Source organism: Haliscomenobacter sp. (assembly GCF_041740695.1).
In the GTDB taxonomy this organism is placed as follows: Bacteria; Bacteroidota; Bacteroidia; order Chitinophagales; family Saprospiraceae; genus Haliscomenobacter.
The window spans coordinates 40,651-56,142 of sequence record NZ_JBGSLK010000017.1 but is presented as its reverse complement, the minus strand read 5'-3'; the positions used below and the strand labels follow the sequence as shown (position 1 = coordinate 56,142).

Annotated in this window: 15 protein-coding genes; 8 read left to right on the top strand and 7 right to left on the bottom strand. The window is 46.3% G+C overall.

Annotated elements, in window-relative coordinates; genetic code table 11:
• Window positions 1-7: 7 nt before the first annotated feature.
• Complete coding sequence (locus ACEW9O_RS02975) at window positions 8-448, bottom strand: gamma-glutamylcyclotransferase (RefSeq protein WP_373548631.1); 441 nt, start codon at window positions 446-448, stop codon at window positions 8-10.
• A 195-nt stretch (window positions 449-643) separates the two neighbouring features.
• Here ACEW9O_RS02975 and ACEW9O_RS02970 point away from each other — a divergent pair, with 195 nt between their 5' ends.
• The 3 genes from ACEW9O_RS02970 (at window position 644) to ACEW9O_RS02960 (ending at window position 3,827) form a co-directional block, all read left to right on the top strand.
• Complete coding sequence (locus tag ACEW9O_RS02970) at window positions 644-1,114, top strand: ribonuclease H-like YkuK family protein (protein ID WP_373548630.1); 471 nt, start codon at window positions 644-646, stop codon at window positions 1,112-1,114.
• 206 nt (window positions 1,115-1,320) lie between these two features.
• A complete protein-coding gene (locus tag ACEW9O_RS02965; protein WP_373548629.1) occupies window positions 1,321-2,505 on the top strand; it encodes a sigma-54-dependent transcriptional regulator in 1,185 nt (394 codons plus the stop codon).
• Window positions 2,506-2,903: 398 nt separating this feature from the next.
• A complete protein-coding gene (locus ACEW9O_RS02960) occupies window positions 2,904-3,827 on the top strand; it encodes a tetratricopeptide repeat protein (RefSeq protein ID WP_373548628.1) in 924 nt (307 codons plus the stop codon).
• A gap of 107 nt (window positions 3,828-3,934) precedes the next feature.
• Here ACEW9O_RS02960 and ACEW9O_RS02955 read toward each other — a convergent pair whose 3' ends face one another.
• The 5 genes from ACEW9O_RS02955 to hemC form a co-directional block, all read right to left on the bottom strand.
• Window positions 3,935-4,210, bottom strand: a complete 276-nt coding sequence (locus ACEW9O_RS02955) for a hypothetical protein (RefSeq protein WP_373548627.1) — start codon at window positions 4,208-4,210, stop codon at window positions 3,935-3,937.
• Between the two features lie 14 nt (window positions 4,211-4,224).
• Entirely contained in the window at window positions 4,225-5,166 is a 942-nt protein-coding gene (locus ACEW9O_RS02950) for an aldose 1-epimerase (RefSeq protein ID WP_373548626.1), read from the bottom strand.
• Window positions 5,167-5,204: 38 nt separating this feature from the next.
• Window positions 5,205-5,630, bottom strand: a complete 426-nt coding sequence (locus ACEW9O_RS02945) for a hypothetical protein (protein WP_373548625.1) — start codon at window positions 5,628-5,630, stop codon at window positions 5,205-5,207.
• Window positions 5,627-6,304 carry a uroporphyrinogen-III synthase gene (locus ACEW9O_RS02940; protein WP_373548624.1) on the bottom strand — a complete coding sequence of 226 codons (678 nt, stop codon included), beginning with the start codon at window positions 6,302-6,304 and terminating at the stop codon, window positions 5,627-5,629. The genes ACEW9O_RS02945 and ACEW9O_RS02940 overlap by 4 nt, the downstream gene beginning before the upstream one ends.
• Window positions 6,305-6,532: 228 nt before the next feature.
• A complete protein-coding gene (hemC, locus tag ACEW9O_RS02935) occupies window positions 6,533-7,435 on the bottom strand; it encodes a hydroxymethylbilane synthase (RefSeq protein WP_373548623.1) in 903 nt (300 codons plus the stop codon).
• 88 nt (window positions 7,436-7,523) lie between these two features.
• Between hemC and lpxD the strand changes: the two genes are divergently transcribed.
• The 4 genes from lpxD to ACEW9O_RS02915 all read left to right on the top strand — a co-directional run bounded on the left by lpxD (window position 7,524) and on the right by ACEW9O_RS02915 (window position 11,457).
• Complete coding sequence (gene lpxD, locus ACEW9O_RS02930) at window positions 7,524-8,558, top strand: UDP-3-O-(3-hydroxymyristoyl)glucosamine N-acyltransferase (RefSeq protein WP_373548622.1); 1,035 nt, start codon at window positions 7,524-7,526, stop codon at window positions 8,556-8,558.
• A gap of 85 nt (window positions 8,559-8,643) precedes the next feature.
• On the top strand, window positions 8,644-10,035 hold the full coding sequence (locus ACEW9O_RS02925; RefSeq protein WP_373548621.1) for a bifunctional UDP-3-O-[3-hydroxymyristoyl] N-acetylglucosamine deacetylase/3-hydroxyacyl-ACP dehydratase: 1,392 nt from the start codon (window positions 8,644-8,646) through the stop codon (window positions 10,033-10,035).
• A 2-nt stretch (window positions 10,036-10,037) separates the two neighbouring features.
• The gene (lpxA, locus tag ACEW9O_RS02920) at window positions 10,038-10,847 is read left to right on the top strand and encodes an acyl-ACP--UDP-N-acetylglucosamine O-acyltransferase (protein ID WP_373548620.1); all 810 of its coding nucleotides are present in this window, start codon (window positions 10,038-10,040) and stop codon (window positions 10,845-10,847) included.
• On the top strand, window positions 10,837-11,457 hold the full coding sequence (locus tag ACEW9O_RS02915; protein ID WP_373548619.1) for an ATP-binding cassette domain-containing protein: 621 nt from the start codon (window positions 10,837-10,839) through the stop codon (window positions 11,455-11,457). Before lpxA ends, ACEW9O_RS02915 begins: the two co-directional genes overlap by 11 nt.
• A gap of 155 nt (window positions 11,458-11,612) precedes the next feature.
• Here ACEW9O_RS02915 and gatB read toward each other — a convergent pair whose 3' ends face one another.
• Window positions 11,613-13,061 (bottom strand): Asp-tRNA(Asn)/Glu-tRNA(Gln) amidotransferase subunit GatB, encoded by a 1,449-nt coding sequence (gene gatB, locus ACEW9O_RS02910; protein ID WP_373548618.1) that lies wholly within the window; start codon window positions 13,059-13,061, stop codon window positions 11,613-11,615.
• A gap of 403 nt (window positions 13,062-13,464) precedes the next feature.
• Here gatB and ACEW9O_RS02905 point away from each other — a divergent pair, with 403 nt between their 5' ends.
• The gene (locus ACEW9O_RS02905) at window positions 13,465-15,492 is read left to right on the top strand and encodes an ATP-binding protein (protein ID WP_373548617.1); all 2,028 of its coding nucleotides are present in this window, start codon (window positions 13,465-13,467) and stop codon (window positions 15,490-15,492) included.

The following is a 15,492-nucleotide window of genomic DNA, read 5'->3' as shown; positions in this document are numbered from 1 at the left end:
TTTTTGTTTACCCCGTCCGGATAAACTCCAAATGCGCTGGCTGCTGCCGATAATAATCCAGATAGCGACCCGATTCGATGCGAACCAGTTGGTCGGTGGGGAAATTGTAGTGGTACAGCCAGGTATCAATGGTTTGTCCTGTGTCTTCCAAAAAGGTGGGAACCAACTTTCGCACATATTCTCCAGCCTCGGGAAACAGGGGATCAATTCCTTCGTATTCGTCCAGATACGGCATTAAAAACCCAGGGTCTTCCAGCGTAAAAACTTGTCCATAAACCTTGGCAGGGTGCTCGGGAATCCATTGCGCACCAGGGTAACGGCCCAGGTCGAACAACTCACCGGAGATGTACGCTGATCCCAACCACTTGCTGTTGCGCTGCAACAAACCAGCCATTCTGGACTCCACCCCAATCATCAGGGTTCCGTAGACAAAAAGCTGCGCTTCCATTGATTTTTTCATTAGAAAAAGCAAAATAAATAAAAAAGATCAAAAGACGGGAACCAATTGCTCTAAAATCCTGCTTTAGAGGTAACCTTTCGGAGCAAAGATTTGTTAATTCTGCGTGAAGAAAGGATTAAATTTTGGCACGAATCCTTTTGTACAACAATGATTTACTAAATTACCCAATAAATACAACAAACCATGAGTTGGCGTAGATTAGATGGTCAACGAATCGAACTTCCGATTAAGGATGCCGTTGAAAAGACGATCATCCGGGAAAAAGAACTGGGTCATAAACTTAAAGTGTGCATCGGTTCCGATTCGCAAGTACGCGGTGGTAATGTGGAATATGCAACGGTCATCGTTTTCCTGCGGGAAAAAAAAGGCGGTTTCATGTTCATCCAAAACAGCCGCGAAAACCGCAAAATGAGCTTACGCGAGCGGATGATTTTTGAAGTTTCCAAATCGATTGAAGTGGCTTACGCCCTCTGCGACTTGCTGGACAAGTACGACGTAGAGCTGGAAGTACACGCGGACATCAATACCGATCCGCACTTCGAATCCAATATGGCTTTAAAAGAAGCCATGGGCTACATTCTCTCGATGGGCTTTGTGTTCAAAGCCAAGCCGGACGCTTTCGCAAGTTCGAGTTGCGCAGATAAAGTAGCTTAAAAAGTTGAGGAGGTTGAGGAGGTTGAGAAGGTTTAGGCTACCGCGAGCGACTTGGACAGAGCCCTTGTCAAAGTTGCTGCGGCAGCCTAAACCTTCTCAACATCCCTCAACCTTCTCAACTTTTTTCCCTCTCCGCGTAACCTTTTTCGCTACAATCCGTATAGAGCTACTGAAAACGTTTTTGATCAAAAACCAGTAGCTCACTAATGACCCAAATACTGATTGTAGACGACGAAGCCAGCATCCGCCGGGCTTTACGCGAGATTCTTGAATTTGAAAAATTCAAGGTTAGCGAAGCTGTCGATGGGCTAGACTGCCTGGCCAAGCTCAAAGAGCAAACCTACGACGCCATCCTGATGGACATCAAAATGCCCAACCTGGATGGCATGGAAACACTCGAACGGGTGCAGGAGCTGGTGCCTGATACACCAGTGATCATGATCTCCGGTCACGCCACCATCGACACCGCAGTAGAGGCCGTCAAACGGGGCGCTTTCGACTTCATCAGCAAGCCACCCGATCTCAATCGCTTGCTCATCACTCTCCGCAATGCCCTCGATAAGTCCAATTTGGTCACCGAAACCAAAACCTTGCGCCGCAAAGTAGCGGGCCGCCAGGTCCAGGACATCATTGGCGGTTCTGAACGCATTCAATTCATCAAAGATACCATCCAAAGAGTAGCACCTACCGAAGCCCGCGTATTGGTCACCGGACCCAATGGCACAGGCAAGGAACTGGTAGCCCGCTGGATGCACGAACTGAGCCAACGCGCCAGTGGCCCCATCGTGGAGGTCAACTGCGCCGCCATCCCTTCTGAACTCATCGAAAGTGAGCTATTCGGCCATGAAAAAGGCTCTTTCACCTCGGCGCACAAACAAAAGTTGGGCAAGTTTGAACAAGCCAACAATGGCACCCTGTTTTTGGATGAAATTGGCGACATGAGTCTGTCCGCCCAAGCCAAAGTGCTGCGCGCCTTGCAAGAAAACCGCGTCACCCGTGTAGGTGGGGAAAAAGAAATTTCGGTCAATGTCCGGGTGGTAGCCGCTACCAATAAGGACTTGCGCCGGGAAATCGCCCAGGGCAATTTCCGTGAAGACCTTTACCACCGCCTGGCCGTAATCGTCATCGATGTACCCGCGCTGAATGACCGCCGCGAAGACATTCCACTCCTGGTCGAACATTTTCTCCACCTCGTTTGCACCGAATATGGTACACCCATCAAAGGCATCAGCGAAGAAGCGATCACCCAATTACAATCCCTGAACTGGACTGGAAATATCCGGGAATTGAGGAATGTGGTGGAGCGGCTGGTGATTCTGGGTGGGCAGGAGATCAGTGCCGAGGATGTAGGGCGCTATGTGGCGCCTTTAAGTGCGCCGGTGGGGGTGTAATCGTAAGTTCCAGGGTTCCACGTTCCATAGTTCCAGGGTTATGGAAACCCCAATATAGACAGGGCTGTTAAGTTCTGGAACATGGCGATAAGCCCCGCTAGGGGCGAAATATGGGTAGTTTATTGCGATATCCATGATTTTCCGAGTCCCGTAGGGACGAAATGTGGGTATTTTGTCTCGAAGGATACCCATATCACGTCCCTACGGGACTTTGAGAAGGCCTGCTGCAATTGTTTTCTACCCACATCACGCCCCTAGCGGGGCTTTTACCCCTCAGAAATAGAAGTTAACAGCCCTGCCCAATATGAGGATTTGTTGCTTGGTATTAAATTTTCACCAATGTCTGCAACAAAAAATCATACAAATTGGTACCTTCGAATTAGAACAAACTAAAGACCATGTTGCTGAAATTTAACCTCGCCATTATTCTTGGCCTCTTTTTCATTTTTGCTTGTCAAAATACCGAAGAGAAAATAGAAAAATTATTTCAATCTGCAGGTAAAAAAACGGCAGAGGGCAACCTGCAAGGGGCAATGCAGGATTACAACGAGGCTATCGAACTTGATCCTAATATTGATGTAGCTTATAATAACCGTGGTTTATTAAAGGAAGATTTAGGTGACCAACAGGGAGCCATGCAAGACTATAACAAAGCCATCGAACTTGCCCCTAATCATGGAAAGAATTATTATAACCGTGGCGGTCTAAAGGAAGAGCTAGGTGATCAACAAGGAGCAATGCAAGACTATAATAAAGCTATCGAACTTGATCCTAATTATGATTTAGCTTATAACAACCGTGCTAGTCTAAAGAAAGCTTTAGGTGATAAACAAGGCGCAATGCAAGACTTCAACAAAGCTATCGAACTTGATCCTAATTATCATACAGCCTATAATAATCGTGGTTTATTAAAGCAAAATTTAGGTGATCAACAAGGAGCAATGCAAGATTACAATAAAGCTATAGAAATTAACCCTAATGATGGGAATACTTATTATAATCGTGGCACTCTAAAAGAAAAACTAGGTGATCAACAAGGAGCAATACAAGATTACGACAAAGCTATCGAACTTGATTCTAACATAGCTAAAGCTTACAATAATCGTGGTTTATTAAAGCAATATTTGGGTGATAAGGAAGGAGCAATGCAAGACTACAACAAAGCTATTGAAATTAATCCTAAAAGCCTTGACGCTTATTGGAATCGTGGCTTCCTTTATAAGAATACAAATAACCTCGAAGCAGCTTGCACAGACTGGAGAAAAGCTGGTGAACTAGGTGTTGTAGAGGCTTATGACTTGATCAAGAAATATTGTCGATAAATTTGAGTAATCAAGCCTACAGTTAGCTTTTTGTCATTTCAAATACTTAGAGGCAAACTCCAAGACTAGGAGGTCCCTAACTATGGAACTTGGAACCCTGGAACCCTTTAGAGTTTGTTCCAAGTCATTTCCCCACCCAACAAAAAGAAAATCGCCGCAGCCACAACCGGTGCCAATGCGGACATCGCCATAAACCAGAAATACTTCCGCGACACTTTGGAGCGCTCCAGCAATTCAGCAATACCCGTAAACAGCAAGATGAAAAAACAAATACTGCCAAAGATCATACTGAGGTACATGGCCACATAATCGTTGAGCAACCATAGCCCCAGGTAAAAAATCACCTCGATGAGCAATACTTCAATGGCGCGGATTTGTCGCATATGCTTCTTGTGTTTTACACTTGTTTTTCTAACCAAACACCAAAACGCCCGCTTAGTTTCTCCCCCGGTTCCAGTTGCGCCAGGCCCATCCCGTTGTTAAAGGCGTCTGGGGCACAGGTCATCGGTTCCAGGGCAATACAATGGCGCAGCGGAGGAATAAATACTTGCAGGAAATTGTATTTACCTGCTCCAGTCTCTTGCCAATAATGCAAGGTGCCCGCTTCAGCTTGTACCAATGTCTCGGCACGGCCCTCTTGTACAGGTAGTTCAAAACAATTGTCCAATACCGTGATGCCAACTGGCTTCAGGGTACTAAAATCATCGTATTCGTAGGTTTTCCCGGTAGGCAACATCCGTTCATCGTTTCCCACCAGGCGGCATTCCGGCATTTGTAAACGATAGGTATCTGCCTTAGGTCCAAGTGCAAAGTAAGGATGCCAACCCAAACCCGCGGGAATGACCTGCTCATCGTGGTTGCGCATCGTGAGTTGAAGCTCGAACCCCTTTTCATCAGAAAGCGTAAAGGCCATTTCTACACTAAACCGAAAAGGATAGGCCTCGTGGGTGCCATAATCAGTGTACAAGCAGGTAATGGCAGCACTTGTTTCATCCACCTCCAAAAAGGTCACCTTCATGGGTTTGTTTTGTCCAAAGCCATGGATCGCTGTATTGGTATGGGATTCATTAGCGAAGAAACGATAGGTTTGCCCTCCACTTTTATAGATCCCGTCCTTCAAGCGATTGGGAAAAGGGTACAAAACAGTATTCTTGGCCCAACTGTTGTTGATGACCTCCGGTGGGGTTTGGTACGTATCCAAGATCGAAATTCCATGCAATTGTAAATCGAGGACAATGGCGCCGTATTCAGGCAAGATGGCCAGTTGGTGGCCCGTTGATTCATTGCGCAAAACGTGTTTGGTAAAGGCCCCAAAAGCCTCGGTGCTGTGCTTGTACATGGGTCTGATGTTTGGTAAAGACGTAGGGTTCTACGTCTCTACTGTTTTTCTTGAACAGGATTTAAGCCCACATAATAAATCAAAGACCATTCACCACCAATTTTCGCCCAGCGACGCATCATGCCATAGCCGACCGTAGGGTCAATGATGTTTTCAATGATCAATTCATCGCCCAAAGTTTGGAAATTTTGTTCAAATTTTGTTTGCTCAAAATCAATTGGGTGGTGCATGCGCCAGTTTTCTGCCGTCCAGCGAAAGTCACCCAAGGTGTCCCCATAAGCAACGGCATTATCCGGCAATCCCTCAATGGGAAAGTTAATGTGTTGTACCTGAAAAAGCGAGTCCTGGAAAAATTGGTCGTAAAATTTGTTGAAATCGCTGTAGTCGGCCTTCTTTGGTCGGCAGCCCATTGCCAATACCAGGATCGCTACAGTGCAAAAAAGCAGGTTGAATTTGCTGTTCATAAAGCCAATTGAGTTTTACAAATTTCGGCCAGTACTTCTTCTGAGGGGATTGGGGCGGTTGTTATTTCAATGCAGCCTAAGTCTCTCAATGCCTGCTCGGTGCTTTGCCCAATGGCCACCAGCTTTTGTCCCTTTGACAAAGGATATTTGGCAAAATAGGCTTGCGCATTGAGCGGACTGGTGAACACCAACAAATCTGCATGAGGCAATTCAAAATCGGTACGTGGCGCATTAGTATAAACCACCAAATCCACAATGGTTACAAGTCCAACCAGTATTTTTTGGATGCTCTCCCGCGATTGAGCCGCCCGGGGAAACAAAACGCGTTGGCCTTCAGCTACAATACCAAAAGCAGCGCCCACACTTTGCGGTTCGCCGTTGCCTGCAAAATCGGCTACATAGCCCTGTTCTTTCAGACTTTTGGCGGTCCCTTCGCCCAGTACACCCCATTTCAATCCGGTGGGCACCTGTAATCCAGCAGCCTTTAGTCCCTGAAAAAAAAATTTGACGGCATTCCGGCTGGAAAAAAAACACCAGTCTATATCCGGCAGTGCTGCAAATGCTACACGCTCGAATGCCACCAGTGATTCCCCGATGATCTCGACCTGATCCGTAGGCAAAATATGGAAGAAGGGACTGTCTGCGGCTAACTCGCGGGAGATGAAAATGAGCATGGTGGTACAAGGTTCCTGGGTTCCAGGGTATATCGATCGACACTAAGTCTGTTCAATTTGAAGAAACAAAAGTTGTACTTAGGTAATATTTCAGGCTGAATCGACCAGCGGCACTATTTAGTACCATTCTACTGGACATTCTGCTCGGAGGGCATGAATAGCCCCAGGCTGAAGCCTGGGGCTATTCATGCCCTCCGAGCAAAATATCCTCTAGAGTATCCTAGAACCCTATTTGTTCAATTCCTCCGCCACCTTTTCAGCCAGCAAATAACTCGTACTTGACGACATCCGTACTTTTTTTACAGGTCCGTTCCAGGCATCGGCTTTAGCGCCCCACACATGGAAGTTGCCCGCCTTGTCCTGTTCGCAATAGATGCCCAGTGGCATTTGGCAGCCACCTTCCATCAATTGTAAGATGCGGCGCTCGATATTGGTGACGGTGCTTACTTCGGAGTGGTGCAAGTGTTGCAATATTTTACGCATGGCTTTGTCTTCGGTACAAGTCTGATAAGCCAAAACACCCTGCGCTGGCGCTGGAATAAATTCGCGGGGATCAAATTTGACCACAACTACACCCGAAAGATCCAGTTCCAAGCGGCTCAATCCGGCGGCAGCCAGCATGATGGCATCAAATTCACCTTGCATCAACTTATCGACGCGGGTAGGTACGTTGCCCCGAATGTCTTTGAGCTGCGCATCGGGGCGCAAATCGAGAATCTGGGCCTTGCGGCGCGCTGAAGAGGTACCGACCACCGGGTTTTGTTTCAACTGAAACAATTGACCTGCCTCGATGCTTTCTTTGCGAATCAAGAGCCAATCGGCAGGATCTTCGCGGTAAGAAACGGCAGTGAGCACCAATCCTTCGGGAGAACTGGTCGGCATGTCCTTCATGGAATGCACCGCCATGTCCACATCACCCCGCAGGAGTGCCTCTTCAATTTCTTTGGTGAAAAAGCCCTTGCCTTCAATTTTGTCGAAACTCAAATTGAGTGCTTGGGTATTGTCGCCAGTGGTTTTGATGATCACCAGTTCGGAGTCATAACCAGCTTTGCGCAGTTTTTCTTGAGTAAATTCGGCTTGCCACAGCGCCAATTTGCTGCCGCGGGTGCCTATACGTATGATACGGTCCAATGGAAGATACTTTTTGCGAACAAAGATAGCAAAGTTATGATTGTTTATGGGATGAACGGATAAACGATAAATTTCTATCTTTGCGGCCATGGAAATTACAGTAAAGGATTTAGCTCACGTACTCAACGGAACGATCGAAGGAGACCCTGAGGTTAGGGTAAACCGTCCTGGTAAAATTGAAGAAGGAGGTGAAGGGGCCATTACTTTTTTAGGTAATGCCAAATACGAGTCTTATTTATACACAACCACTGCCAGTGCAGTGCTGATCAGTCGGGATTTTCAACTTAAATCCCCCATCAACGCTACCTTGATTCGGGTCGATGACGTCTACGCCAGCATTGCACTATTGCTGGAAAAATTTGGCTCGGCTCAACCCAAATCAAATGGAATCCATCCACAAAGTTTAATTGGCACGAACACCCACTTTGGCCAAAATATTTCCATTGGCCCGTTTGTTGTCATTGAAGAAGATGTGATCATTGGCGACAATGTGCGGATTGATTCTCACGTCTTTATTGGTCGAGGTGCCAAAATTGGCGACAATTGCCAACTTCATTCTGGGGTAAAAATCCTGTATGGCTCGGTTATTGGGGATCGCTGTATTTTTTTCCCCGGAGTGGTCATTGGTGCCGACGGCTTTGGTTACGCCCCACAGGAAGATGGTTCTTACAAAAAAATCCACCATGTAGGCAATGTAGTCATTAAAAACGAGGTAGAAATTGGGTCAAATACAACCATTGACCGTGGTTCGATAGGTTCAACGATCATCCATCAGGGTGTCAAATTGGATAACCTGGTCCAAATTGCCCACAATGTAGAGATTGGTGAAAACACCGTCATTGCCGCTCAGGCAGGGGTAGCCGGAAGTACCAAAATTGGAAAAAACTGCCAAATTGGTGGCCAGGTTGCGGTCGCAGGGCATTTAAAAATAGCTGATGGTACCCGCGTACAGGGCAACAGTGGGGTGGCGTCCAACGTCAAAGAACCCAATCAAGCCTTGTTTGGGTATCCAGCCATTGACTATCACCTGTTCATTCGCGCACATACCATATTCAAGCAACTCCCAGATTTGGCCAAACGTTTGTATGAATTGGAAAAACGTTCGGCTCAAAAGGAGGATTAACTGAAGGGACTTGTTTTCCGTTCAGCAGATCATCGCAAATCATTCGATTATTTTTTTTGCATAATCGTCTCAGCAGACACTTATTATGAAAAAACAACGTACCATTCAAAAAGCCGTCTCCCTCAGTGGAGTAGGCTTGCACACGGGTAAAGTTGTGACTTTGACCTTTAACCCAGCTCCGGAGAACCACGGGCACAAATTTCAAAGAGTTGACTTAGTTGGTCAGCCCCTTGTCAATGCGGACGTGAGCCGGGTTATTTCCACTACGCGAGGCACGACCATCAAGTCTGATGAGGCCCAGGTAAGTACCATTGAGCACGTACTATCCGCATTGGTGGGTCTTGGTATCGACAACGTTTTAATGGGTATAGATGGGCCAGAAGTCCCCATCCTCGATGGCAGTGCCTTTCAATTTGTCAAAGCGCTCCGCGAAGCGGGCGTCGAAGATCAGGAAGCCGACCGGGAGTATTTTGAAATCACCGAGCCCATCACTTACCGTGACGAAGCCACGGGAGCAGAACTTATGGCCTTGCCCCACGATGGATTTGAAGTGATCACCATGATCGATTTCAATTCCAAAGTATTGGGCCAGCAATACGCCCAACTGTACAGCCTGGAGGATTATGAAAAGGAAATTGCGCCCTGTCGTACCTTTGTTTTCCTACACGAACTGGACAATTTGTTTAGCCAAAACCTAATCAAAGGTGGCGATCTGGACAATGCCATCGTCATTGCCGACCGCCCAGTTACCCAGGAAGAATTGGACGATATGGCCACCAAACTGGGCAAACCCAGCATCAAGGTGGACAAGGAAGGGATTCTCAATACCGTCCAGCTCCAGTTCAAAAATGAACCTGCCCGCCATAAATTACTCGATGTAATTGGGGATGTTTCACTACTGGGCAAACCCATCAAAGGCAAAATTGTAGCTACCAAACCGGGGCATACCGCCAATTACGAATTCACTAAATTGCTTAAAAAGCAATACATCGAAGACCGTAAACTCAAGGGAAAGCCCAAGTACGATCCAGATAAAGAACCTTTGTTTGATACGGTCAAAGTAGCCAGCTGGTTGCCACACCGCTATCCCTTCTTGTTGGTGGACAAAATCACTGAATTATCCGAAAGCCACGTTGTTGGTGTAAAAAATGTTACTTTTAACGAAGGATTTTTCCAAGGGCATTTTCCGGGCAACCCCGTTTTCCCTGGTGTACTACAAATTGAGGCAATGGCCCAAACGGGCGGAATATTGGCCTTGTCGACTGTAGCAGACCCTGGCAACTGGGACACCTACTTCCTCAAAATTGAAGAAGCCAAGTTCAAGTCTAAAGTGGTACCCGGTGATACCCTGTTGATCAAAATGGAGCTTTTAGCGCCCATCCGTCGCGGGATTTGCCAAATGCAAGGAACGATCTATGTAGGCAACAAAATTGTTTCGGAAGCGGGTCTAACCGCCCAAATCGTCAAGCGCTCTTGAAGATGAACCAGCTGCACCTTTCTTCTGTACACCCCGATGCCAAAATCGGGTCCAATGTGACGATAAGCCCGTTTTGTTATATCGACAAAGACGTCGTCATTGGTGACAATACCTGGATCGGGCCAAACGTAACCATCTTTGAAGGGGCTCGTATTGGCAGCAATGTCCGCATTTTTCCGGGAGCCGTTATTTCAGGGATTCCACAGGACCTGAAATTTCAGGGTGAAGTCACGACAGCTACCATTGGCGACAACTCCACGATTCGAGAATTCGTTACAATCAATCGGGGTACTGCTGCTGCGGGAAGTACCAAAGTAGGCAAACATTGCCTGGTGATGGCTTACGCTCACATTGCACACGATTGTATTTTGGGCGATCACGTCATTTTAGCCAACAATGTCAACCTGGCTGGTCATGTCCAAATTGACGAGTGGGCGATTTTGGAGGGCTTGGTTGCCGTACAGCAATTTACCCGCATTGGCGCGCATAGTTTCATTGCGGGGGGCTCCCTGGTGCGCAAGCATGTTCCTCCTTTTGTGAAGGCTGCTCGCGAGCCACTTTCCTATGCCGGAGTCAACGTAATTGGTTTGCAACGCCGCAATTTTTCACAAGAGCAAATCAATCACATCCACGAAATTTACCGCATTCTTTTTGTAAAGGGTGTACGTTTGAGCCGGGCTATCGAGATCATTGAAGAACAAGTCGAACTTACGGTAGAGCGCAGCTATATCCTGGATTTTGTGCGCAACCGGCCCGAAATCATGAAAGGTTTGCGCCACATCAACGGCAGTGCCCTGACCAATGAAGGTTGAACTCAATCAGGTGGGTAAACGTTTTCGCCGCGACTGGGTACTACGCGGCGTGAACCTGCTCATCGAGCCAGGTAGCCGTGTGGCCATTACAGGCCCGAATGGTTCTGGCAAGTCTACTTTATTAAAGATGATTTGTGGGCACTTGACGCCATCTAAAGGTAAAGTAGATTTTAGTATAGCGGGGCAAAAAATAGCGCTCGATCAGGTGTACACCCAATTGGCGTATGCTGCACCTTACATCGAATTGATTGAGGAATTCAATCTACAGGAAGCCATTGATTTTCACCGCAAATTCAAACCCTTCCAGCACCAACTCAGCACCAAAGACATCATCAGCTTACTGGGATTTGAGCGCTCGCGTACCAATGAAGTGCGCAATTTTTCTTCGGGCATGAAACAAAGGCTCAAGCTGGTACTGGCAATTTGTTCAGAAGCTCCTCTCCTACTCCTGGATGAGCCCACCACCAATTTGGATGCGCAAGGCACGGCCTGGTATGCTGATTTGATTAGTCAGTTTGGCGGTGAGCGGAGTATTGTGGTGGCCTCCAATGTGGAGGCGGATTATGCATTTTGTGAAGGCAAAGTGGATATTCGGGACTATAAAAAGTAAAAATAAACTTGGTATATCATTTCTGAGGTGACCCCTTAGGTGTCTTAGGTTTCTTAGGTGGTGAAAATAAAAAAACCTGCGGAGCAGGGTATTCTTTCACCACCTAAGAAACCTAAGACACCTAAGGGATCACCTCAGAAATCTACTCATATTGCTTAATTGTTTTTCAGCAAAGCTTCCAAAATCCCCGTCGCCACCTTCGGATCAGCTTTCCCCTTCGAACGTTTCATCAGTTCCCCCATAAAGAAACCAATCAAGCCTTTTTTGCCTTTTTGGTATTCCTTCACTTTGTCCGGGAACTGAGTCAGGATTTCGACAGCTATTTTTTGCAAAAAATCACCATCGGAAGTTTGGATCAAGTTGAGCGATTCTGCTAGTGCCAGGGGTGCTTGCGTTGGTTTGGCAAGCATCGCCGGAAAAAGATTTTGATACGCCGCAGTATTGCTCACTTTCCCCTCTTCAATCAACTGAATTAATGCAGCGAGTTGTGGTCCAGCAATTGGAAATTGGGCAATCGACATTTTTTGCTCCTGACACCAGGGCAAAATGCGGTTGATCACCAAATTGGCGGCAGCTTTGTAATTTGAACTGTGTTGTACCAAATTGAGGTAAAACAAGCCAGTAGCTTTTTCCTCCACCAGGATGCTCGCATCGTAATCTGAAAGTTGATACTGAGTGGTTAAAGTCTCATACAAGGCCGCCGGAAGTTGGGGTAATTCGTTTTTAACCTTGCTCAGGTAAGCCTCCGAAAGCACTATGGGTGGCAAATCTGGCTCCGGAAAATAGCGATAATCGTGCGCGTCTTCTTTTTCACGCAGTGGAGAAGTCACCCCGGTATTGGGGTCAAAATTGAGGGTTTGTTGTTTGACTTTTTGCCCACTTTCCGTCAATCCAATTTGCCGTCGCACCTCATAGTCAATGGCTTGTCGCGCAAATTTCATCGAATTGACGTTTTTGACTTCACAACGGTCATTCAAAATCGTGCTGCCCTGCTCACGAATCGAGATGTTCACGTCACAACGCAAAGAGCCCTGCTCCATGTTGCCATCGGATACTTCCAGGTAACGCACCAACTGGCGCATGGCCGTTATAAAGGCGTCTACCTCCTCGCCGGAACGCAGGTCGGGCTCGGTTACAATTTCCAGCAAGGGTACACCAGCTCGGTTCAAATCGATGAAAGAATGCCGAGGGGCCAGGGTATGGATCGATTTCCCAGCGTCTTCTTCCATGTGAATATGGTGGATGCGTATCGATTTCCAGGTATTACCCAATTTAATCGACAAAGCGCCTCCGATACAAATTGGCTGTTTATCCTGGGTAATCTGATAACCTTTGGGCAAATCCGCATAGAAGTAGTTCTTACGGTCAAAGGTATTGGTCGGGTTGATCCTGCAACCTAAAGCCAAACCAAGACGGGTGGCCAATTCGATCTGTCGACGATTGGCCTTAGGCAAAGTGCCTGGATGTCCCAATGAAACAGGGCTCACCTGGCTGTTGGGCTCACCACCAAAGCTGGCATCATCTGCACAAAATGCTTTGCTATTCGTCGCCAATTGGACGTGTACTTCTAAACCAATAACGGTTTCGTAAACGGTGTTCGCCATAATTGAGTTGGTTTTCGCGGCGCAAAGATAACAAAAGCAACGTAAAGCAGTCTGGCAGCAGGATAATGCGTTAAAATAGTATTTATATTGTTATATTATAAGTAAAAAAAAACGCCCCGAAAGCAGGGCGCCAACAATAGAACACTGTAATACTTGAATTTTCCGTGCAAAAGTTTTAGCTTCGCACAATATCTTTTGAGGTTTGCTTTATTAGTAGAAGATTTTCTTTTTCGTAACGTAAATGTACATCGGAAATGAATATAAGCCTGCCTGTTTTACTTAACTCAGGAAAATCCTTTATCAAAAGGGCTTATTTTTTATTAAAGGCCTTCTGCTTCTTGTTGCAAGCTTTTTTGCAAGATTTTCCCTCCGGACTTATGTGAAACCATTAAACAGGATTAATGTGAAAAGGTTGCGGCTTTGTAATGCCAGCAAATTCATCGTTTTGGGATTTATTGTACTTGCTTGTGGAGCATTTAACATGCCTCTACAAGCCCAATCTCTACGTGAAAAATTGTTTTCCATCTCTTCCAGGGGAATATTGATCAAAACACTGCTTATTTCCATTGAAACGAAGATTGATACTGCACCCATTCAGGCGAATACAGAACTAGCAGCAGTGCTTCCGTTGTTGCAAAAGACGAACTATGGTTTGTATTGGGGGAAATACCATGAGTTGAAGGGCAAAATTGCCTTTCTAACCCCTGACCCTGAAAAGGCCATCAGAAGTTATTTTGATGCGGCTGAGGCATTTAAAAAAAGCCGCGATTACCCGGCACAGAGTAAAATTTATTTAGCCTTGGGTGATATTTTTCATCAACAATGGAATCACCAAAAAGCCATTGATTATTACCTGGTGGGGCTCAACATCCTCCATAAATACCCTGGGGAGAACCTGTCCCTCCAAATTCAATTGTATGAACGGCTAGGCCGCTGCAACCTGGAATGGAACAATTTTAAGCCCTCTTTAAGTTATTTGCAACAAGGAAAAGTCCTTGCAGAAAAAACCAATTCACAGGCCGATTTGTGCAAGATTTTGCAACTAATTGGGCAAAACTATGTAGAACAACGCCATTACTACTCCGCCAAACACTTACTCAAACAAGCTTATACTATTGCCAACAAGCAAGGCCTCAAAGTGCTGGAAATTTCTATTCTCAATGAACTCAGCAGGGTCAGTCTAGCATTAGGCAATCTTCATCAGGCTAAAGCTTTTGCGTTTAAAATCAGGGAAGTAGCCGAGATGATACAGGATACCAATTACATCAATAGCGGCAACTATTTATTGGCCAAAGCCTATTTGACTGAAAACCTACTCGACTCTGCACTCAGTTACAATACCATAGCCTTAAATGGCGCTGAAAACCGAGGCAAGGATACCTTAGATCGCGAAATCTGGATACAACAAGGAGAAATTTTAGCCAAACAAAACCGGTCATATCCAGCCATAATGGCCCTCGAAAACGCACAACGCATCGAAGACGATATTGCCTCCAATGCCCAACGTTTAAAAGCCGAAAGACTCCGCCAGGAAATGACCATTCGCCGGGCGGAGAAACAGATACAACAACATTTTGAAGCGCAATTCCTCCGTGAGTGCTACATTCGGTATGGCATGTTTTCCGCTTTGTTTTTGGCTGCACTGATTAGTCTATATTACCTGTTTAAGGTGCGGATTCGCCAAAAAGCCAATCTTCATCTGAAAGTACAAAACGCCCAAATTGAATCCCAAAAGAATCAATTGGAGCAACTCAGTCAGGTAAAAGACCAGCTTTTTGCCGTGATTTCACACGATTTGCGCGCTCCACTCTGGGCCATTCAAGCGGTGCTGGATACCCTGAACGAACCCGATCTCTCCAGTGCTGAGCAGAAGCATTGGTTGGAATTACTCCACCAGCAAACCGCAAAAACCAGTGTGATGCTGGAAAATCTCTTGTACTGGGCCAGGATTCAAATGAACAGTTATCAACCGGTCAAAGAGGAATTCAAACTACAGCCGATTGTTGAAGACCTGAGTGAATCCATCCAATTCATTTTTGCAGAAAAGGAAGTTCGGATTAAAAACGAGATTAGTCCCGGGTTTACCTTGTATAGCGACCCGGGGATGATTCGGATGGCCCTGCGCAACCTTCTTGCCAATGCCGTCAAATTTTCCCACGCTGGGCAAGACGTTGAAGTACACGCACAACAGGAAAAAAATGGTTGGGCTATTCAAATCAAAGATTATGGCATTGGAATGAATGAAGAACAACTCCATAAAGCCTTAAATGGCCAACTTTCTCGTTTTGGTACCAAAGGAGAAGTGGGCTCGGGAATGGGCTTGTCTCTGGTGAAGCAATTCATTGAAAATCAGGGGGGAAAACTGAATGGGCAAGCTCGTGTGAACCAAGGTTGTGTATTTACCATCACTTTACCCTCACAAAGAGCATAA